Raw genomic sequence first — 20445 nt, 5'->3', positions numbered from 1 at the left:
CACCCCGGTGCGGCGGGTCGCGGCGAGGTCCGGACAGACCGCCGATGTGACCCGTGAGTAGCTGAACCGATCACGGCGATTCCGGTATCTGAGCAGGGAAATCTTCGACGGCCGGGAAGGACCCGGCCTTGTGGAGCCGACCGTCCGGAGCTGTAGGTTGGGTCTGGGCCGGTACAGAGTCGTGCCGGTCGCGGTGTCAATCTCGCTACAGTGGAGAGTTGCCTCAAATGAGCTCGACGGGAGTCTCGTCCCCGCCCGGAAAAGATGTCGGCACCGAGGATGGCGCCCGGCGCCGGTCGGCGAACCCGGAGCAGATCCGGGACGACCTGATCGACGCCGCCGCGGCATACGCCCCGGAGATCGGCGACTTGATCCGCTTGTACTACCGGCACATCCCGGCCGAAGAGATTCTCGGTGACGACCCGGTCGACCTCGTCGGCGCCGTCCGTTCGCATCTGCAGCTCGCGAAGGACCGGATGCCCGGCCGCCCCGCGGTGCGGTTGCTGAACCCGACGGGGCCCGAAGACGGCTGGACGCGTGAGGCGACCGTCGTGCAGGTCGTCACGGACGACATGCCGTACCTGGTGGATTCCGTCGCGGCCGAGTTCGCGCGGGACGGGGTGCAGGTGCAGCGCATCGTGCACCCGATCGTCGTGGTGAGCCGGGATCTGACCGGTGAGCTGCTGGAGGTCCACCCGGACGCCGACCCGGCGGAGCCGCCGGCGAATTCGGCCGCCGAGTCGTGGATGTACATCGAGATCGACCTGGTGACGGACCCGAACCGTGCCCGTGAGCTGGACAACCGGCTGTCGTCGGTGCTGGGTGACGTGCGCGAGGTCGTCGAGGACACCGACAAGATGGCGGAGACGGCGCGCCGTCTCGCCGACGAGCTGGACGGGAACCCGCCACGGCTGCCCGCGCACGAGGTCGCCGAGGGCGCCCGGCTGCTGCGCTGGCTGGCCGACGGCCACTTCACCTTCCTCGGTTACCGCCGCTACGAGCTGATCGACAACCCGCACCCGGACAGCGACGAGCCCGCCCTGCGCGCGGTGCTCGCCACCGGGCTCGGCGTGCTGCGCCAGGACAGCCTGGCCGCGCGCAGCCTCACCGCCGGTCCGGACACCGCGGCGTCCGCGCTCGCGCCGACGCTGCTGGTGCTGACCCAGGCGAGCGCGCCGTCCACGGTGCACCGTCCGGTGTATCCGTACTACGTCGGTGTGAAAACCTTTGACGACAACGGAAACGTCACTGGCGAGCACCGCTTCCTCGGCATGTTCACCACCACCGCGCTGCACGAGAACGTGCTCGACATCCCGGTGGTCTGCAACCGGGTCCGCGAGGTCATCCACCGCGCGGGCTTCCCGATGGAGTCCTTCTCCGGCCAGCGGATGCTCGAAGTGCTGCAGAACTGGCCGCGCGCGGACCTGTTCTCGGCCGACACCGACTCGCTGTACTCGACGACGACGGGCGCGATCGCGCTTTCGGATCGCCGGCGGCTGCGCCTGTTCCTGCGCCGCGACCCGTACGGCCGCTTCTACTCGTGCCTCGTGTACCTCCCGCGTGACCGCTACACGACCCGTTCGCGGCTCGCGATGCAGGAGGTCCTGCTCGAAGAACTCGAAGGCACGCAACTGGAGTACAGCGCGCGCATCGGTGAGACCGTGCTCGCGCAGGTGCACTTCATCGTGCACACCGATCCGTCGCAGCGGTCCGAACCGGACACCCTCCGCATCCAGGACCGGCTCAACGAGGCCGTCCGCAGCTGGGACGACCGGATGGTCGAGGCGATCCTCGCCGAACGCCGCGGGCGCGCCGGGGACAGCGGCGCCGCGCTCGGCCTGATGGGCGAAGAGTCCGCCGGCGAGCAGGGGCAGCGGTTCGCCGCGGTGTTCCCCGAGGGCTACAAGGAGGACTTCACCGCGCTCGAAGCGCTCGCGGACCTCCGTGCCCTGGAGTCGCTGACCGACGAAGGCGACCTGTCGATGTCGTTCTACCTGCCCGCCGACGCGGAGGCGGGGGAGCGGCGCTTCAAGCTGTACCTGCGCGGTGAGGGCGTCACCCTCTCACAGGTGCTCCCGGTCCTGCAGCGGATGGGCGTCGAGGTCGTCGACGAACGGCCGTACGAACTGCGCCGCGAGGACGGCGGCCGGTCGTGGATCTACGACTTCGGCCTGCGCATCGACCCGCAGGTCCTCGACCACGCGGACAGCGACCTCCGCACCCGCTTCCAGGACGCCTTCCACGCCGCCTGGCGCGGCGACTGCGAGGTCGACGGCTTCAACGGCCTCGTCCTGCGCGCCGGGCTCACCTGGCGCCAGGCGGCCATCCTGCGGGCCTACTCGCGGTATCTGCGCCAGACGAAGATCCCGTTCTCGCAGGAGTACATCGAGAACACCGTCCTCGCGCACACCGACATCGCCACCGCGCTGGTGCGGCTGTTCGAGACCCGTTTCGACCTCGCGCTCGGCGACGAGGCCCGCGCGTCCCAGGCCGACCAGCTCACCACCGAGATCGGCAAGCTGGTCGACGAGGTGACGAGCCTCGACGAAGACCGGATCCTGCGGCGGCTGATGTCGGTCATCCTCGCCACGCTGCGCACGAACTACCACGTCACCGACGAGGACGGGAACTCCCGCCAGTATCTCGCGCTCAAGCTCGACCCGAGCGCGGTGCCCGAGCTGCCCGAGCCACGGCCGAAGTACGAGATCTTCGTGTACTCGCCGCGGATCGAGGGTGTGCACCTGCGCTTCGGCGACGTCGCGCGTGGTGGCCTGCGGTGGTCCGACCGCCGGGAGGACTTCCGCACGGAGATCCTCGGCCTGGTCAAGGCGCAGGCGGTCAAGAACGCGGTCATCGTGCCTGTCGGCGCGAAGGGCGGCTTCGTCGTGAAGCGCCCGCCGACGGCCACCGGCGACCCCGGCCTGGACCGCGACGCCCAGCTGAACGAGGGCATCGCCTGCTACCGGATGTTCATCTCCGGCCTGCTGGACGTGACCGACAACCGCGTCGAGGGCAGGACCGTCCCGGCGCCGCGGGTGGTCCGCCACGACGGCGACGACAGCTACCTCGTGGTCGCGGCGGACAAGGGGACCGCGAAGTTCTCCGACATCGCGAACGAGGTCTCGGCGAACTACGGGTTCTGGCTCGGTGACGCCTTCGCGTCCGGTGGCTCGGTCGGGTACGACCACAAGGCCATGGGCATCACCGCGAAGGGTGCTTGGGAGAGCGTCAAACGCAACTTCCGCGAGCTGGGCAAGGACACCCAGACCGAGGACTTCACCGTCGTCGGCATCGGCGACATGATGGGTGACGTCTTCGGCAACGGCATGCTGCTCTCGGAGCACATCCGGCTCGTGGCCGCCTTCAACCACATGCACATCTTCCTCGACCCGAACCCGGATTCGGCGACCTCGTTCGCCGAGCGGCGCAGGCTGTTCGACCTGCCGCGGTCGTCGTGGGAGGACTACGACCGCGCGCTGATCAGCGAGGGCGGCGGGGTCTATTCGCGGTCGGCGAAGACGATCCCGATCAGCCCTCAGGTCCGCGAGGCGCTCGGCCTCGGCGAGGACGTCACGAAACTGGCGCCGAACGACCTCATGCAGGCGATCCTGCTGGCGCCGGTCGAGCTGCTGTGGAACGGCGGCATCGGCACCTACGTCAAGGCCGAGAACGAGTCCCACGCGGACGCGGGCGACAAGGCCAACGACGCCCTGCGCGTCAACGGCAACCAGCTCCGGGTGAAGGTCGTCGGCGAGGGCGGGAACCTGGGCCTCACGCAGCTCGGCCGGATCGAGTTCGCCCGTGCGGGCGGCAAGATCAACACCGACGCGCTCGACAACTCGGCGGGCGTCGACTGCTCGGACCATGAGGTCAACATCAAGATCCTGCTGGACCACCTGATCTCGACCGGATCGCTGGACGCCGAGCAGCGCAACGAACTGCTGGAGCAGATGACCGACGAGGTCGGCGAGCTGGTGCTGGCCGACAACTACCGGCAGAACGCCGTGCTAGGGGTCAGCCGGGCGCACGCCGGCCCGATGGTCTCGGTGCACCAGCGGCTCGTCGCGGCACTGGTCGCGAAGGGGGCCTTCGACCGCAAGCTCGAAGCGCTGCCGAGTTCGGCGGAGTTCCGCGCGCTGGAGAAGGCGGGCGAAGGGCTCACGTCGCCGGAGCTGGCGACGCTGCTCGCGCATGTCAAGCTCGACCTGAAGGACGAGCTGCTGGCGAGCGAGCTGCCGGACTCCGAGGTGTTCTCGCGTCGGCTGCCCGAGTACTTCCCGAAGCCGCTTCGGGAGCGCTTCGGTGACGCGATCTTCCAGCACCCGCTGAAGCGCGAGATCATCACGACGATGGTGGCCAACGAGGTCGTCGACGGCGCCGGGATCTCGTACGTCTTCCGCCTGATGGAGGAGATGAACGCGACGGCGACCGACGCCGTCCGCGCGTACGCCGTGGTCACCCACGTCTACGACCTGCCGTCGCTGTGGGCCCAGATCGACGCGCTGGACAACGTCGTGCCGACCGAGGTCGCGGACGAGATGATGCTGGAGACCCGCAGGCTGCTCGACCGGGCCGCCCGCTGGTTCCTCACCAACCGGCCGCAGCCGCTGGCCCCGCTCGCCGAGATCAACCGGTTCGGCCGCGTCGTCGGCGAGCTGGCCCCGCGGGCGCACGAGCTGCTTCGCGGTGTCGAGTGCGCTTCGGTGGACGCGAACACCGAGCGGCTGATCGAGAAGGGCGTCCCGGCCGAACTCGCCGGACGGGTGGCGCTGCTGCTGCACACCTACGGCCTGCTCGACGTCACCGACGTCGCGGAGCTGGCCGAGCAGCAGGCGGGGATCGACGCGGTGCACACCCCGGCGGAGACCGCGGGCCTGTACTACGCGCTGTCCGACCACCTCGGCATCGACAAGATGCTGACGTCGATCAGCGGTCTCGAACGCGGAAACCGCTGGCACGCGCTCGCCCGGCTGGCGCTGCGGGACGACGTCTACGGTTCCCTGCGGACGATCACGCTGGACGCCTTGCGGCACAGCGATTCGGGTACGGACCCGGACGAGAAGATCGCCCACTGGGAGAAGACGAACGCTTCGCGGTTGCAGCGGGCCCGCGTCGCGCTGGACGAGATCAGCCAGTTCGGCAAGCTCGACCTGGCGACGCTGTCGGTGGCGGCGAGGCAGATCCGGAGCACGGTGAGGTAGTGAGCTACATTTCCCTGATCCGGCCGCGCTGGTCGGATATGGACGTCTACGGGCACGTCAACCACGCGAATCTGGTGACCCTGCTCGAAGAGGCACGGATCCCCCTGCTGTTCGGGGACGCCGTCCGCGCGGGGCTCACCGAACTGCCCAAGGGCATCGTGGTGGTGAAGCTGGCCGTCCATTACCGTTCGCCGATCGTGGTGTCCGATCAGGACATCCGGGTGGAGATCTCGTTGAAGGACTTGAAGCACGCCAGCTTCACCCTCGGTTACCGGGTGCACGACGGCCCGGCCGAGGCCGACAAGGTCGCGGTCACCGCGGAGACGGTGCTCGCGCCGTTCGACACCGCGTCGGAGCGGCCCCGGCGGCTGACCGAGGACGAACGTGCCTTCCTGGAGAAGGGGTTCGCGGATGCCTGAACTAGTCATCCCGGACGCGGGCGACCGCGAAACGCTCGGCGCGTTCGTGGCCAGGGCGGTCCGGCTCGACCAGAACACCCTGGTGCGGTTGCGGCAGCGCGGTGACGGTGTCGTCGAGGCGTGGAGCACGACTCCGTTCGAGGTCCTCGCCACCAGGGCGGTCGCCGGCGAGATCACGCCGTCGGACGTCACCGTGTCCGGGAACGAGCTGCTCGCCGCGCTGACCGTCGCCGGTGGTGAGCGGATGGATCCGGGCCCGGCCCGTGACCTGCTGTGGCATTCCGAGCTGCCCGCACCGGGACGCTGGCAGCTGGTGGACGAACTGCCGGCGACGGTGATCTCGGAGCTGGCCGATCGGGGTGTCACGCTGGCCCGCGACAACGTCGGCCCGCACGGCAACCCGCCCGCCTCGCTGATGGACCAGGCGGTGCTCACCGTCTCGGGCAACGAGCTGGAGATCAAGGTCCAGATGCGGTGCCTGTTCGCGCTGTCGGGGATGGGTTTCGTGGACTCGTCGATCGACGGCGACGTCGTCCGGGTGACCGCGACGGATTCGTGGATGCGCATCGACGCGCGGTACGGCGCGGTCCTCAAGCGCCGTCACGCGCTCCTGCCGCTGCTGTTCTGACGGCTTTCTTACCGCTGAGCGCCGCGGGTGGCTTCCGGCCGCCCGCGGTGTCAGGCTGTCTCCATGAGCGACAAGGACGGGGAAGACCCGACGGCGGATTTCCTCGCCGAGGTCCGGCCGGAGGAGACCCCGTGGCGGACCGAGCGCCCGCCGGGTGAGGAGGCGCCGGAACGCGCCGAACGCCCGGAGAAGTGGGGCCGCGCCAAATCCGCCGGACGGGCCGCGGCGAAGGCGGCGCCCTATGTCCAGGCCGCCGCGCTGGCGACCTGGATCGTCTCGGGCACTCTCGACGACTCAGACGACTCCGGGTTCGGCGATATGGGCTCCGGCGAGGCCTAGAGCTTCGAGCGCATGGTCTTCATCCGCTCGATCTCGGCGGACTGGCCGGTGATGACCTCCTGCGCCATCTCCTGCGCCTTGACCTCCACACCCTTGCCGAGCTGGGCTTCGGCCATGGTCAGCGCGCCCTGGTGGTGCGCGATCATCAGGTCGAGGAACAGCTTTTCGAACGCCACCCCGTTCGCCGCGCGCAGATCCGCCAGCTGGGCCTCGGTCGCCATGCCCGGCATGAGCGCGTGATCGTGCCCGCCACCGTGACCCGCGTGCCCGTCGCCCGGCACCGGCTTGCCGCGGTCGGACAGCCAGGTCTTCATCATCGCGACCTCGCCGTCCTGCGCGACCGAGATCCGCCCGGCGATCGCCCGGATCTGCTCGTTCGCCGTCTTGCCCAGCACCAGATCCGTCATCACCTTCGCCTGCTGGTGGTGCGGGATCATCATCGTCATGTACTCGACGTCGGCCTCGTTGGGCTGATCGCGGTTCACCGGGCCGGGGGAACCGGTGCTCGCCTGCTCCCCGGGCTTTCCGGGCACGATCACCGGAGCACTTTGGGCCGGTTGCGCCGGAGTTTCGTCGCCGGTGCAGCCCGAGACTACGAAAGCAGCGGCGACCAGTGCCGATGTCAAACTTTTTCTCATCCCGGGAGTTCCTCCGTTGGTCGGTATCTGTTGAGCCTAAATAAGGAATAAGGTGCGCGTAAAGCTGGGTGGAAGGAGAGCCATATCGTGCTGCAGCCTGGGCTGAAACGCCGCTTGACCAGGGTCTTCGTGTCGGCGGCCGCAGTCGCCGCCCTCGGGACCTCCAGCGCGCTCGCCGCGCCGGCCGTCATCGCCGAACCGTCGGCGACCGCGATTCCGGGCGTGGACGAGATCGTCCACAGCCCCAACCTCCGGTCGATCGCGAACGTCCCGCAGCAGGGACCGTTCACCAAGGACTCGACCGGCACCGACATCGCGTTCACCAAGGGGCACGCGATCGTCGGCACCTACGACGGTTTCAACGTCTACGACGTCCGTAACCCGTACCGCCCGAAGATCGTCAGCCAGGTCCTGTGCCCTGGCGGGCAGAACGACGTGTCGATCTCCGGCGACCTGCTCTTCCTGTCGACCGACGCGTCGCGCAGCGACAACTCGTGCAACAGCGTCTCGAAGCCCGCCTCGGACAAGTCGTCGTGGGAGGGCATCAAGATCTTCGACATCTCGAACCTCGCGGCGCCCAAGTACGTCGCGGCGATCGAGACGGACTGTGGTTCGCACACCAACACCCTGGTGCCGGACAAGCGCGGCAAGGACGTCTACATCTACGTCTCGTCGTACGCGCCGGCGGCCAACCTGCCCGACTGCCAGCCGCCGCACGACAAGCTGTCGATCATCAAGGTCCCCGTGAAAGACCCGGCGAAGGCCGCGCTCGTCGCGACCCCGGTGCTGTTCCCGGCCACCGAAGGCGGCGGCAACCCCGGCGGCACCAACCCCGACGGCACCCGCCGGTCGCCGACCACCGGCTGCCATGACCTGACGGCGCTGCCGGAGAAGGACCTGATGGCCGGTGCCTGCATGGGTGACGGTGTCCTCCTCGACATCTCCGACCGGCTCAAGCCGCGGGTGCTCAACCGCGTGCAGGACAACGTGAACTTCGCGTTCTGGCACAGCGCCACCTTCAACAACGACGCCACCAAGATCGTCTTCACCGACGAGCTCGGCGGCGGCGGGATGGCGACCTGCCTGGAGAAGTTCGGCTCCACCCGCGGCGCCAACGGCATCTACCAGATCACCGGCCGCGGCGACGACCGCAAGCTGGAGTTCGTCAGCTACTACAAGATCCCGCGTCTGCAGTCCGAGACCGAGAACTGCGTGGCGCACAACGGCTCGCTGATCCCGGTGCCGGGCAAGGACATCATGGTCCAGTCCTGGTACCAGGGCGGCGTCTCGGTGTGGGACTTCACCGACGCGAAGAACCCGAAGGAGATCGCGTTCTGGGAGCGTGGCCCGCTCTCGAACGAGAAGCTCGTCGGCGGTGGGACGTGGTCCGCGTACTGGTACAACGGCCACATCTACTCGTCCGACATCGTGAAGGGCCTGGACGTCCTGGACCTCAACGACTGGCGGACCTTCCCGGCGAAGCTCGTCCGGCAGAACGAGTTCAACGCCCAGACGCAGTACAAGCTGCACCCGGGCTTCAACAAGTAGTCCGGTAGCGGCCGCCTGGTTCAGACGAGCCAGGCGGCCGCGTCCGGCGGCAGCTTCCCGTCCACCAGCGGAACACTCGACAGCAGCACCTCACCGGGCGGCAGCGCGATCGGGCTCGCCGACGTGTTCAGCGCGCACACCAGCCCGCCGCCACGCCGCCGGAACGCGAAACACCCCGCGGGCGCGCCGTACCACTCGAGGTCGTCGCCGCGGAAAGCCTTGTGCGACTTACGGATCTCGATCGCCCGCCGGTACAGCGACAACGTCGACGCCGGATCCTCCAGCTGTGCTTCCACGGTCACCGACGCCCACGAAGCGGGCATCGGCAGCCACGTGCGCGGATTGCGCGAGAACCCGAACGGCGGCAGATCGCCTTCCCACGGCAGCGGCACCCGTGCCGCGTCCCGGCCGAACTCGGCGCCGGAGGTCTTGGCCCGCGGGTCCGCGACCGCGTCGGGCGGGATGTCGACGTTGCCGAGCCCGAGTTCTTCGCCGTTGTACAGATAGACCGCCCCGGGCAGCGCGAGTTCGACGAGCGCCATCGCCCGCGCGCGCCGGACGCCGCGTTCACCGTCGCCGTACCGGCTGACCTGCCGCCAGACGTCGTGGTTGCTCAACGTCCAGGTGGCGGGCGCCCCGGCGGATTTCGGCACCGCCAGCGACCGCTCGATGGCCGTCCGCAGCGCGTCCGCGTCGAAATGCGTGAGCACGAGCCGGAAGTTGAACGCCAGATGCAGCTCGTCCGGCCGCAGGTAGCGCGCGAGGCGCTCCTCGTCGGTCACCCAGATCTCGCCGACGGCCATGGTGCCCGGGTACTCGTCGAGCACCTTGCGGATCATCTGGTGGATCTCGTGGACGCGGTCGTTGTCGAACCGCGGATCGTAGAATTCGCTCGGGCCGAGGGCGTTCACCCGCGGATCCATGTCCGGCAGGCCCGGCGGTTTCGCCATGCCGTGCGCGACGTCGACGCGGAAACCGTCCACGCCGTGGTCCAGCCAGAACCGCAGGGTCCGTTCCAGATCGGCGGCGACCTCGTGGTTGGTCCAGTTCAGGTCCGGTTGCTGCGGGGAGAACAGATGCAGGTACCACTGGCCGTCCGGGACGCGCGTCCACGCCGGGCCGCCGAACGCGCTCACCCAGTTGTTCGGCGGCTGGTCGCCGCGCGGGCCGAGCCCGTCACGGAAGATGTAGCGATCCCGTTCCGGGCTGCCCGGCGGCGCCGCCATCGCCGATTTGAACCAGGCGTGGGTGTTGCTGGTGTGGTTGGGGACGACGTCGACGGTGACCTTGATGCCGCGTTTGTGCGCCTCGGTCAGCAGGACGTCGAAATCGCCGAGGGTGCCGAACATCGGGTCGACGTCGCGCGGGTCGGCGATGTCGTAGCCGTGGTCGGCCATGGGGGACCGGTAGAACGGCGTCAGCCACAGCGCGTCGACCCCGAGCAGCTCCAGGTACCCGAGCTTGCCGCGGATGCCTTCGAGGTCACCGACGCCGTCCCCGTCCGAATCGGCGAACGAGCGTACGTAGACCTGGTAGAAGACCGCCTGGGCCCACCAAGCCACGTCGCGTTCCATCACACGAAGCTGTTCATCATGCTGTTGGCGGCCATCTCGAGGTACGCCCACAGCTGCGAGCGGTAGGGCTCCTCGATCTTCTCCTCGTCGACCGCGATCTTGATGCAGCGCAGCCAGGCGTCGCGTTCGATCGGACCGATCTTGAACGGAGCGTGCCGCATCCGCAGCCGAGGGTGACCGCGCTGATCCGAATAGGTGTGCGGACCGCCCCAGTACTGCATGAGGAACAGCCGGAAACGCTCCTCGGCCGGGCCGAGGTCCTCCTCGGGGTACAGCGGGCGAAGCACCTCGTCGACCGCCACTTCGGCGTAGAACCGAGCGACGATCCGGGTGAAGACCGGTTCGCCGCCGATCGCTTCGTACAAGGTGGTGGGGTCAGGTTCGGTCACGGACACAGCTCCATTCTGCCCTTGTCCTACTGCGCGGCGGGGCCGGACGACATAAAGCGCCCCAGAGGTGGCTCGAAGCCGGCTTCGTCGAACGCGGCGAGCAGATGCGCCCGCAGCGCGCGCTGCACGGCCCACTGCTTGCCCGGCCGGACCTTCACCGTCAGGCGGAGCTTGATGCTCTCGGGGGTGACGGTCTCCACGCCGAGCATCTCCGGCGGCTCCAGCACGTTCGGTGCGAGCCCCTCGCTCTCCAGGAGCGTCTTCGCCTTCTCGGCCATCAGTTCGGTGGCCTTTTCGACGTCGGCGGAGTAGCTGAGCGGGACGTCGACGACGGCCACCGCGAAGCCCTGGCTCGAGTTGCCGACCCGCAGCACCTCGCCGTTGCGGACGTACCAGACGGTGCCGTTGATGTCACGCAAGGTGGTGATCCGGAGGCCGACGGCCTCGACGGTGCCGGACGCCTCACCGACGTCGACGACGTCACCGACGCCGTACTGGTCCTCGATCATCATGAACATGCCGGACAGGAAGTCCTTGACCAGGTTCTGCGCGCCGAACCCGAGCGCCACGCCGACGATGCCCGCCGAAGCGATGATCGGCGCGAGGTCGATGCCCAGTTCGCCCAGCACCAGGATGAACGCGAGGCCGTAGATCAGGAACGTCGCCATCGACTTGAGCACCGAGCCGATGGTGGCGGCGCGCTGACGCCGCCGTTCCATCACCGCCGAGCCGAGCACCTCGGGAGCCTTCTCGCGCAGCGGTCTCAACAGGGCGGGCAGCTTCGACGAGCCGCCACCCGGCATCCGCGTCACGCGGTTGATCAGGCGTCGCACCAGGTACCGCAGCAGGAACGCCACGGCGACGATCATCAGGATCCTCAGCGGCTTCGTCAGAAGCCAGCCCGCGGAGGCGGAGAGCCATTCGTTCTTTGTGACCTGGAACACCTGATAGCACAGGCTGCCGACTTCGCGCGTGCAGGCCGGGGGTTCAGTGGGCAGCAGGTTCACGGAGAGGAAATGTCCTTTCGTACTCGACGGGGACCGGTCACGCCGCTCGTCCCCGGCGGATGCGAATCAGCCAACTTCATGTGGCCGCCGGGTCGCGTGCATGTGACACGTCCAGTAACACACGTGCACTTTGGGGCTGATCTGTGGTCGACTATGCCTGCACCGGTGGAGGTGGTCGAGTGCCAGACCGACAACCCATCCCCCTCGGCGTCCCGAGCCAAGCCGTGGCCGGACAGGCGCCGGAGGTCGTGTTGCGCGCCCATCCGGGAGGTGCCCCCTCGCACGGGGCTCCACCGGGCGGGCCGGGAACGCGGCCAGGGGGTGTTGCCCGCCCGCCCGGACAGCGTAGAGGGCGGGACCCGTCCAACACGGCGGTACCCACCACGACCACAGCGTCGTCTTGGGGCCGCAGACGGGTATTGCTGTTGAACGCCACGTTCGAACCGCTCACGGCGCTGCCGTTGCGGCGGGCGGTGGTCCTCGTGATGTGCGGCAAGGCCGAGGTGGTGCACGGCGACCCGGCGGGTCTCGAACTGCACGCTGCCACGGTCTCGCTGCCCGTGCCTTCGGTGATCCGGCTGAGCACCTACGTGCGCGTGCCCTACCGCGCGCAGGTGCCGCTGACCCGGGCCGGGCTGATGCACCGCGACCGGTACCGCTGCGCCTACTGCGGAGGGCGGGCCGAGACGATCGACCACGTCGTCCCGCGCAGTCGTGGCGGCCCCCACAGCTGGACGAACTGTGTGGCCTGCTGCGCCAAGTGCAATCACCGGAAGGCGGACAAGCTGCTTTCCGAGATCGGCTGGCGCCTGCGCGTCGTGCCGAGGGCCCCGCACGGGCCGCACTGGCGGCTGCTCGCGCATTCGAAGGAGGCCGACCCGTTGTGGCGGCCGTACCTGGGAACCGCGGCCTGACCTGACCACGAACACGTCGGCGCCCCGGCTGCCTCGCGGCGGCCGGGGCGGGCCGATGATGCCGTGGTGGAGCTCGTTACGAGTACGCCGTCCCCTGCAAACCGGTCGTGCTCGGACTCAGGCGGCGAGGGAGAAGTCGCTCTGGCAGGTGACGCGGGTGCCACGGGTGACCCGGGTTCCGCGGGTGACGCGCGTGCCGCACGTGACGCGGGTTCCGGCCGTCACGCGGGTGCCGCGAGTGACCCGGGTGCCACGCGTGACGCGGGTTCCGGCGGTGACGCGCGTTCCGCGGGTGACCCGGGTGCCGGCGGTGACCCGCGTACCGCGAGTGACACGAGTACCGCGCGTAACCCGTGTGCCCGCCGTCACACGCGTACCGGGCACGAATTCAATTTCGAAGAGTGACGAAATGTCGTCGATGATCGCCTGGCCGGGTGTCTGGGTGCTCTGCATGACATGTCCTCCTGCGACCGGTGCGTTACCTGCTGGGGTGGGGGAGCTGGGCGCAAGGCCCGTACAGGTGAAAAAGCTACGAGGATTTCAAGGCGGCGACAAGACGACAGCGCCGGGTGCGGCCGCCCGTACGTTGAGTTGCAACCTTTCGGCCTTGCGGGCTTCGCCCCAACGTGGGAGCGCTTTCGCGGCAAGCGGCGGACGGACCGCTCCGGACGACGAGCGGTAGGTGCCGTGCGAGCGGGTGCGGCCGCACGCCATCGGATACGCTCACGCGCGTGAACCTTGTCGAGACGATCCTGGTCTTCGCGGTGATCCCCTTGGTCATCTACGCGCTGTGCGGGGTGGCCACGCTGCGGTCGAAGGGCGCGGGCGTCGCCCGGTACCGGCCGGGGCAGCCGTGGGAGTACCCGGCCATGTGGTGGAGCGCCAACCCCGACGGTGTCGGCGCCAGGCATTCGCACGCGGGCGGCGCGACCGCCGTCGGTGCGGCGGACGGAGCTTCGGTGACGGGAGGCGCTCGTGGCAACTGGTGAACTGACCCATTCGTCCACCGCTGTTGACGAAGAGCCCGGTTACGGTGCCGCCGTTACTTCCAGCGGCCGGATTTCCGCCGCCAAGATGTACGAACCGGCTGGTCCGAACAGCCCATTCACGACCCAGCAGCTTGCCCGGCTGGACGAAGCGCTGACCCTGGCCAGCCGCGAGACCGGCCTGGACTTCAGCGTGTACCTCGGTGACCTCGGCGAGGACACCCGCGTCACCGCCGAAGGCCTGCTGAGCTCGACCGACGACCCGGCCGACGGCGTCGTCGTCGCCGTGTCGCCCGGCCAGCGCGTCATCGAGATCGTGACGGGCTCGCAGGCCCGGCACCGCCTGCCCGACCGCGGCGCGAAGCTCGCCGTGGCCAGCATGGTCGCCTCCTTCAAGGAAGGCGACCTCATCGGCGGCCTCGTGAACGCGCTCCGCATGCTGAGCGACCAGGCGGGCGCTCCGCAGCACTGACGGAGCTGAAGGGGACTTTCCCCGCATAAGACGCAGCAAAGGGGCCCTTCACCGCATCGTATGCGGTGAAGGGCCCCTTCAGCTCTTTCTAGACGCCGGCCTGCGAGTCGAACTCACGGGCGGCCAGCGCCCGCACGATCCCGGCCCGGCCCTCCGACACGAGGCGACGCAGCGCCGCCGGGTGCTCCCCGGCCAGCCACTCGTCCGACGCCTCCACCGTGGACGGCTCGACGGCCCACGACGGGTACAGCCCGACCACGGTCGGCTGCGCGCGCTCGCTGGAGCGCCGCTGCCACACCTCGTCGATGACCTCGAAGTAGCGCGTCACGTAGCCGCCGAGCAGGTGCTTCTGGCCGGGGTGGGAGAAGCCGGTGATGAGCGAGTCGCTGACCGCGTTCGGCAGCTCGTCGTCGTACACCGCCCGCTGCCACGCGTCGGCCTTCGCGTCCTCGGTCGGCCGCAGCGCCCGCGAGCGCTCCGCCTGGCGCCGTCCGGCGGCGGTGTCGTCCTTGGCGAGCTCCGCGTCGATCTCGGGGTTCTCCGCCTTGCCGTGCGCGACCAGCGCGTGCAGCAGCCGCCAGCGCAGATCGGTGTCGACGGTCAGGCCTTCCAGCGGCGCGGTGCCATCGAGCCAGCCCGCGATGATCTGCAGCGTCTTGTCGTCCAGCACGCAACCGGCGAGCGAGTTCACGAACGCCAGCTGGTGGTCCGAACCGGCCTCGGCGCCCTGCGCCAGCTCCAGCAGCCGCGCGGAGAACTCCGGCCAGCCCTTGTCCGCCGCCCACGCCGGGTTCGCGTACGAGTTCAGCGCCGTCTGCGCCTGCAGCAGCAGCCGCTGCACCACGCCGACCTCGGTCTCGGTGTGGACGCCGCGCTGCACCAGGGTGACGAAGTCGCGGGCCTTGAGCTCGGCCTCGCGCGTCATCTCCCACGCCGCCGACCAGCACAGCGTGCGGGGGAGCGGGTCGGTGATGTCGGCGATGCGGTCGATCAGCGTGGTCAGCGACGCCGGGTCGAGCCGCATCGTGCAGTAGGTCAGGTCGTCGTCGTTGACCAGCACGAGCTTGCCCGCCGGGAGACCGATCAGCCCCGGCACCTCGGTCCGCTCGCCGTCGACGTCGAGTTCGACGCGGTGCTTGCGGACGATCTTGCCGCTCTCGTCCTCGTCGTAGACGCCGACCGCGACCCGGTGCGTCCGCAGTTCACCGGCACCCGGCTTGGCACCGGTCTGGGTGACGGCGAACGCGGTGTACGTGCCGTCGGCGCCGACCTCGTAGCGCGGGCTCAGCGAGTTGAGACCGGTGGTCTCCAGCCACTGCGCGCTCCACCACGACAGGTCGCGGCCCGAGGCCTCTTCCAGCGCGCCCAGCAGGTCCGCCAGGGTCGCGTTGCCCCAGGCGTGCTTGCCGAAGTAGACCTTGAGGCCTTCGAGGAAGTGCTCCAGCCCGACATAGGCGACGAGCTGCTTGAGCACGCTCGCGCCCTTGGCGTAGGTGATGCCGTCGAAGTTCACCTCGACCGCGTGCAGGTCGACGATGTCCGCGGCGATCGGATGCGTCGACGGCAGCTGGTCCTGCCGGTACGCCCACGACTTCTCGATGTTCGCGAAGCTGGTCCACGCGTTCTTGTACTCGGTGGCCTCGGCCTGGGCCAGCACGCTCGCGAAGGTCGCGAACGACTCGTTCAGCCAGAGGTCGTCCCACCAGCGCATGGTGACGAGGTCGCCGAACCACATGTGCGCCATCTCGTGCAGCAGCGTCTCGGCGCGGCGCTCGTAAGCGTAGCGGGTGACGCGGCTGCGGAAGACGTAGTCCTCCAGGAAGGTGACCGCGCCGGCGTTCTCCATCGCGCCCGCGTTGAACTCCGGCACGAACAGCTGGTCGTACTTGGAGAACGGGTACGGGGTGGCGAACTTCTCGTGGTAGAAGGCGAAACCCTGCTTGGTCTCGGTGAAGAGCTTGTCCGCGTCCATGTGCTCGGCGAGCGAGGCACGGCAGTAGATGCCCAGTGGGATGGTGCGGTGCTCGTCGCTGAATTCGTCGCGCCACTCGCTGTACGGGCCCGCGATCAGCGCGACCAGGTAGGTCGAGATCCGCTCGGACACCTTGAACACGGTGCGGACGGCCCCTTCCGGGGTCTCCTCGGCCGACTCGACCAGCGCGTTCGAGATGACCTTCCAGTCCTTCGGCGCGATCACGGTGAGCCGGTAGACCGACTTGAGGTCGGGCTGGTCGAAGCAGGCGAACATGCGCTTCGCGTCCGCGGTCTCGAACTGCGTGTAGAGGTAGACGCCGTCGTCGACCGGGTCGACGAACCGGTGCAGGCCCTCGCCGGTGTTCATGTAGCGGCAGACCGCGTCGACGACGAGCTCGTTCGACTCGGCGAGGCCGGGCAGCTCGACGCCCTTGTCCTCGACGTACCCGCTGACGTCGAGTTCCGTCCCGTTGAGGACGGCCGACTCGATCCCCTCGGCGACGATGTCGACCCACGACGCTTCGCCGCTTCTGGCGCTGGCGAACTTGATCGTCGTCTTCGACGTGAAGGTCTTCTCACCGGGACCGCCGCGGCCGTCGGTCAGATCCAGCTCGATGTCGTAGGACTCGACGTCGAGCAGTTCCGCGCGCAGCTTGGCTTGGTCTCGGGTCAGATTGGGGGCGGGCACTGGCACCTCTGGTCATCGGTATCGGTTTTAGTTTCCAACTACAGGCATCCAATCATGTCGGGGCCCGTGCTGACGACGGGAACAACGCCGACGGCCGCGATGTTGGCTCGCTGTGTAGCACCGGTGTGCGCACCGGCCCGCCCAAGACGATGGCACTGGGAGAACCTGATGACCGCCCCGTCCGAGAAGACCAAGGTCGACTTCTACTTCGATCCGATCTGCCCCTTCGCCTGGATCAGCTCGCGCTGGATCCTCGAGGTGGAGAAGCACCGCGACCTCGACCTGAGGTTCCGGATCATGAGCCTGTCCGAGCTCAACAGCGGTCGCGAGGACCTGCCTGAGCAGTACAAGGAGCTGTTGGACCGCGGCTGGGGCCCGGTCCGCGTCGCCACCGCGCTGGCGCAGAAGAACGGCGAGGAGGCGCTGCGCGACTTCTACACGGAGTTCGGCACGCGCCACCACAACCAGGGCGACAAGGACATCCCCAAGGTCATCAAGGAGACCCTCGAGGCCATCGGCGCGCCGGCCGAGCTGGCCGAGGCCGCGGAGTCGGCCGAGTACGACGAGGCGCTGAAAAAGAGTCACTACGAAGGTATGAATCCGGTCGGAATGGACGTCGGCACCCCGACCATCCACATCGACGGCGTCGCCTTCTTCGGCCCGGTGCTCAGCTCGATCCCGCGTGGCGAGGACGCCGTCAAGGTCTTCGACGGCGCCCGCGCGCTGGCGAGCTATCCGGACTTCTTCGAGCTGAAGCGCACCCGCTCCGGTGAGCTGAACTTCGACTAAGGGGTCGCCAATGCGGCCCTGGTGACATCGTCCGGGTAGGAGGACCTCGCGACGGCTTCGTCCGTCGTGAGGTCTCCCGCCGCGATCCGGGTCATGAGCGCGACGAGTTCGCGCAGCCCGTCGCGGTGCTTCTCGATGAACGCGGTGCCGACGGGGTCGCCGTGCCCGGCCACGATGATCTTCGGGTCCAGCGCGAGGATCGCGTCCATCACACCGGGCCATTCGGCCAGGAAACTGCCGTCGTTGAACGAGAACGCGCTGAAGCCTGCTTCGGCGTTCTCGACGGCGTCGCCCGCGTAGACGACCCCCGCGTCGGGCACGTGCACGAACAGGTCGTGATCGGTGTGGGCCCGGCCGAGGAACCGAAGCACGACGGTGCGGTCGCCGAGGCCGATTTCGGCGGTGTCAGTGACCGGTTTGTCCGGCAGGGTGATCTCGGTGCGTTTCAGCGCCTCCGCCATCTCCGGCCGGTTTTCGCCGAGGTAGTGCTGCATCCACTTGAGCCGTGCGCCTTCGCCGTAGGTGGTCAGCTCGGTCAGGCATCCTTCGTGCGCCCAGACGTCGCACGGCAGGAACGCCGTCGTGCCGAAGGCGTGGTCGAAATGCGCGTGGGTGTAGACGACCGACCACGGCAGCGGCGTGATCTCCCGTACCGCCGCGGCCAATTCGGCGCCCTGGTCGACGTCGCCGCGGACGTCGACGACCAGGCAGCGCTCAGAGCCCACGACCAGGCCGACGGTCAGGTCCAGCTCCTCGTAACGGCGGGCGTACACGCCGTCCGCGAGTTCGAGCCAAGTCACGAATCCTCCAGAATTCCGTTGCGCAGAACCGGAACAGTGCCGCTGCTATCGAGCTTCGCGGCGAGCCGCACGTCGTTCGCGTGCCCGGCCTCGGCAAGCTCGCGCCCTGAAGAACACTCTGTCAGTGCTTCGGAGATGTCGATCGCTTCTGCCGCGACGGCCGCGAGACGGGCTTCGGCGGACAGGCGGCCGTAGCCCTCCAGCGCCGCGACGATCGCTCCCGCGCCGAGCTGGTCCTCGACGCACGGCCTCAGCGGCCCGAACGTCTTGGTCTCGGAGCGGATGTCGATGCCCCAGCGTTCCCCGGCCGGGACGACGCCGATCGGGCTTCCGTTCGCCAGCTCCGCCGCGCGGGCGGCGACGGCGGTCGCGTTGCGCAGGCATCCGGCCAGAACGACGGCACCGGTCGTGGCGGCGGCGTCGCAGAGCGTAGCGCCATTGGGGGAGGGGAGTGCGAGAAGTGTGCCGGAAGGGATTCGCGTCACAGAGGAAGGACGCAAGGACCAGCGTTTTTCACCCGCGAGGATGGCGCCCCGCGCTTTCGCGGCTTCCTCACCGCGCCGATCGCGCCAGCGGACCGGAAGCACGCGGCCGCCGTTGCCGAGCACGAGATCCGTTGTGGTGCAGAAGGAAAGCACGTCGACGATGACGAGAACGGCGCAGTCCCCGCCCAAGGCGGTGACGCCCTCGCTTCCCCATTCGAGTCTGATGTCCACCCCCACAGCATGCCCGCGCCGGAACGTGATGGCAGACTCCGCGCTGTGCGTGTTTACCTTGGCTCCGACCATGCCGGTTTCGAACTGAAGAACCACCTCGTGGCCCACCTCAAGGAGCAGGGCCACGACGTCGAGGACGTCGGTCCCTTCGTCTACGACGCGGCCGACGACTACCCCGCTTTCTGCATCGAGGCTGCTCGCCGCGTCGTCGCGGACGAGGGCAGCCTCGGCATCGTCGTCGGCGGCTCCGGCAACGGCGAGCAGATCGCGGCCAACAAGGTGAAGGGCGCTCGCGCCGGCCTCGCGTGGAGCGCCGAGACCGCGAAGCTCACCCGCGAGCACAACCACGCCCAGCTGATCGGCGTCGGCGCGCGGATGCACACCACCGAAGAGGCCACGGAGATCGTCGAGGCGTTCCTCGCGACCCCGCCGAGCCCGGACGAGCGCCACGGCCGCCGCGTCCAGCAGATCCTGGACTACGAGAACACCGGCTGGCCGCCGCCGCTGCCCGAGCACTGACATGCCCGAGGGGCACACGCTCCATCGCCTGGCACGTCTGCACAAACGCCGGTTCGCCGGGCACCCGGTCGAGGTGAGCAGCCCGCAAGGACGCTTCGCCGCCGAAGCGTCCCGTTTGGACGGCCAGGTGCTGGTGAAGGCCGAGGCGTACGGGAAGCACCTGTTCCACGGCTACGGTCCATACGGGACGGTGCACGTCCACCTCGGCCTCTACGGCACGTTCTCCGACGTACCGCTGCCCGCTCTGGAACCGGTGGGGCAGGTGCGGATGCGGCTGGTCGGCCCGACGCATTCGGCCGACCTGCGCGGCCCGACCCGGTGTGAACTCCTGGACGGACCCCAGGTCGACGCGATCAAGGCACGGCTGGGCCCGGACCCGCTGCGCCGCGACGCGAAGCCGGACAAGGCGTGGGAACGGATCTCGCGGTCGAAGACGTCGATCGCGGCACTGCTGATGGACCAGTCGGTGCTGGCGGGCGTCGGCAACGTGTATCGTGCCGAAGTGTTGTTCCGGCACGGTGTCGCCCCGCTCGTCCCCGGCCGCGCGCTCGACCGCGGGCTGTGGGACGACATGTGGGCGGATCTCGTGACGCTCATGCGGCACGGTGTCCGGGTGGGACGGATCGACACGGTCGCGCCGGAGCACCTGCCCGAGGTCACGGGCCGCGCGCCGCGGCAGGACCGGCACGGGGGCGAGGTCTACGTCTACCGGCGCGAGGGGATGCCCTGTCTGGTGTGCGGGACTGCGGTGCTGCGGAGCGATCTGGCGGCGCGGAATCTCTTCTGGTGCCCTACCTGCCAGCCCGCCTGACGAGCCGGGTGAAGGGCCCTTTCCCCGCATCAG

At 68.9% G+C, this 20445-nt stretch carries 18 protein-coding genes; 11 read left to right on the top strand and 7 right to left on the bottom strand.

Going from position 1 to position 20445, the window contains the following annotated elements:
* Nucleotides 1-227 precede the first annotated feature (227 nt).
* The 4 genes from BLW75_RS14430 to BLW75_RS14415 all read left to right on the top strand — a co-directional run bounded on the left by BLW75_RS14430 (nt 228) and on the right by BLW75_RS14415 (nt 6587).
* Nucleotides 228-5201, top strand: a complete 4974-nt coding sequence (locus BLW75_RS14430; RefSeq protein WP_034313869.1) for an NAD-glutamate dehydrogenase — start codon at nt 228-230, stop codon at nt 5199-5201.
* Nucleotides 5201-5620, top strand: coding sequence for an acyl-CoA thioesterase (locus BLW75_RS14425; protein ID WP_034313873.1), 420 nt, complete (start codon nt 5201-5203; stop codon nt 5618-5620). The genes BLW75_RS14430 and BLW75_RS14425 overlap by 1 nt, the downstream gene beginning before the upstream one ends.
* Nucleotides 5613-6248 (top strand): DUF8010 domain-containing protein, encoded by a 636-nt coding sequence (locus BLW75_RS14420; RefSeq protein ID WP_034313876.1) that lies wholly within the window; start codon nt 5613-5615, stop codon nt 6246-6248. Before BLW75_RS14425 ends, BLW75_RS14420 begins: the two co-directional genes overlap by 8 nt.
* Before the next feature lie 63 nt (nt 6249-6311).
* A complete protein-coding gene (locus BLW75_RS14415; RefSeq protein ID WP_034313878.1) occupies nt 6312-6587 on the top strand; it encodes a hypothetical protein in 276 nt (91 codons plus the stop codon).
* Here the strand turns inward: BLW75_RS14415 and BLW75_RS14410 are convergent.
* Nucleotides 6584-7225, bottom strand: coding sequence for a DUF305 domain-containing protein (locus BLW75_RS14410; protein ID WP_034313880.1), 642 nt, complete (start codon nt 7223-7225; stop codon nt 6584-6586). The genes BLW75_RS14415 and BLW75_RS14410 overlap by 4 nt on opposite strands.
* An 87-nt stretch (nt 7226-7312) precedes the next feature.
* On the opposite strand from BLW75_RS14410, the gene BLW75_RS14405 reads away from it, so the two are divergent.
* The gene (locus tag BLW75_RS14405) at nt 7313-8773 is read left to right on the top strand and encodes an LVIVD repeat-containing protein (protein WP_034313883.1); all 1461 of its coding nucleotides are present in this window, start codon (nt 7313-7315) and stop codon (nt 8771-8773) included.
* A gap of 20 nt (nt 8774-8793) precedes the next feature.
* Here the strand turns inward: BLW75_RS14405 and BLW75_RS14400 are convergent, their stop codons facing one another.
* The 3 genes from BLW75_RS14400 to BLW75_RS14390 are packed head-to-tail and all read right to left on the bottom strand — an operon-like array spanning nt 8794 to nt 11743.
* Nucleotides 8794-10347 (bottom strand): glycoside hydrolase family 13 protein, encoded by a 1554-nt coding sequence (locus BLW75_RS14400; protein WP_034313886.1) that lies wholly within the window; start codon nt 10345-10347, stop codon nt 8794-8796.
* Nucleotides 10347-10742, bottom strand: coding sequence for a globin (locus BLW75_RS14395; protein WP_034313889.1), 396 nt, complete (start codon nt 10740-10742; stop codon nt 10347-10349). Before BLW75_RS14395 ends, BLW75_RS14400 begins: the two co-directional genes overlap by 1 nt.
* Nucleotides 10743-10762: 20 nt before the next feature.
* The gene (locus BLW75_RS14390; protein WP_034313892.1) at nt 10763-11743 is read right to left on the bottom strand and encodes a mechanosensitive ion channel family protein; all 981 of its coding nucleotides are present in this window, start codon (nt 11741-11743) and stop codon (nt 10763-10765) included.
* Nucleotides 11744-12162: 419 nt separating this feature from the next.
* On the opposite strand from BLW75_RS14390, the gene BLW75_RS14385 reads away from it, so the two are divergent.
* The 3 genes from BLW75_RS14385 to BLW75_RS14370 all read left to right on the top strand — a co-directional run bounded on the left by BLW75_RS14385 (nt 12163) and on the right by BLW75_RS14370 (nt 14115).
* Nucleotides 12163-12657, top strand: a complete 495-nt coding sequence (locus BLW75_RS14385) for an HNH endonuclease (RefSeq protein ID WP_007034711.1) — start codon at nt 12163-12165, stop codon at nt 12655-12657.
* A gap of 731 nt (nt 12658-13388) precedes the next feature.
* Nucleotides 13389-13646, top strand: coding sequence for an aa3-type cytochrome oxidase subunit CtaJ (gene ctaJ / locus BLW75_RS14375; protein ID WP_034313897.1), 258 nt, complete (start codon nt 13389-13391; stop codon nt 13644-13646).
* Nucleotides 13633-14115, top strand: coding sequence for a DUF5130 family protein (locus BLW75_RS14370; protein WP_034313900.1), 483 nt, complete (start codon nt 13633-13635; stop codon nt 14113-14115). Before ctaJ ends, BLW75_RS14370 begins: the two co-directional genes overlap by 14 nt.
* Nucleotides 14116-14203: 88 nt before the next feature.
* Here BLW75_RS14370 and pepN read toward each other — a convergent pair whose 3' ends face one another.
* A complete protein-coding gene (pepN, locus tag BLW75_RS14365; RefSeq protein WP_034313902.1) occupies nt 14204-16777 on the bottom strand; it encodes an aminopeptidase N in 2574 nt (857 codons plus the stop codon).
* A gap of 168 nt (nt 16778-16945) precedes the next feature.
* Between pepN and BLW75_RS14360 the strand changes: the two genes are divergently transcribed.
* Entirely contained in the window at nt 16946-17566 is a 621-nt protein-coding gene (locus tag BLW75_RS14360) for a mycothiol-dependent nitroreductase Rv2466c family protein (RefSeq protein WP_034313904.1), read from the top strand.
* Here the strand turns inward: BLW75_RS14360 and BLW75_RS14355 are convergent.
* Both BLW75_RS14355 and BLW75_RS14350 read right to left on the bottom strand, forming a co-directional pair.
* Entirely contained in the window at nt 17563-18366 is an 804-nt protein-coding gene (locus BLW75_RS14355; protein WP_034313907.1) for an MBL fold metallo-hydrolase, read from the bottom strand. The two genes, BLW75_RS14360 and BLW75_RS14355, sit on opposite strands and share 4 nt — an antisense overlap.
* Nucleotides 18363-19082 (bottom strand): 2-phosphosulfolactate phosphatase, encoded by a 720-nt coding sequence (locus BLW75_RS14350; protein WP_241783678.1) that lies wholly within the window; start codon nt 19080-19082, stop codon nt 18363-18365. The genes BLW75_RS14355 and BLW75_RS14350 overlap by 4 nt, the downstream gene beginning before the upstream one ends.
* Before the next feature lie 45 nt (nt 19083-19127).
* Between BLW75_RS14350 and BLW75_RS14345 the strand changes: the two genes are divergently transcribed.
* Together BLW75_RS14345 and BLW75_RS14340 are read left to right on the top strand one after the other, a co-directional pair.
* Nucleotides 19128-19601 (top strand): ribose-5-phosphate isomerase, encoded by a 474-nt coding sequence (locus BLW75_RS14345; RefSeq protein WP_034313910.1) that lies wholly within the window; start codon nt 19128-19130, stop codon nt 19599-19601.
* A gap of 1 nt (nt 19602) precedes the next feature.
* On the top strand, nt 19603-20412 hold the full coding sequence (locus BLW75_RS14340; RefSeq protein WP_034313913.1) for an Fpg/Nei family DNA glycosylase: 810 nt from the start codon (nt 19603-19605) through the stop codon (nt 20410-20412).
* The last annotated feature ends 33 nt before the right edge of the window (nt 20413-20445 follow it).

Source organism: Amycolatopsis lurida (assembly GCF_900105055.1).
In the GTDB taxonomy this organism is placed as follows: domain Bacteria; phylum Actinomycetota; class Actinomycetes; order Mycobacteriales; family Pseudonocardiaceae; genus Amycolatopsis; species Amycolatopsis lurida.
The sequence above is the reverse complement of the archived record's forward strand: the minus strand, read 5'-3'. Positions and strand labels throughout refer to the sequence as shown.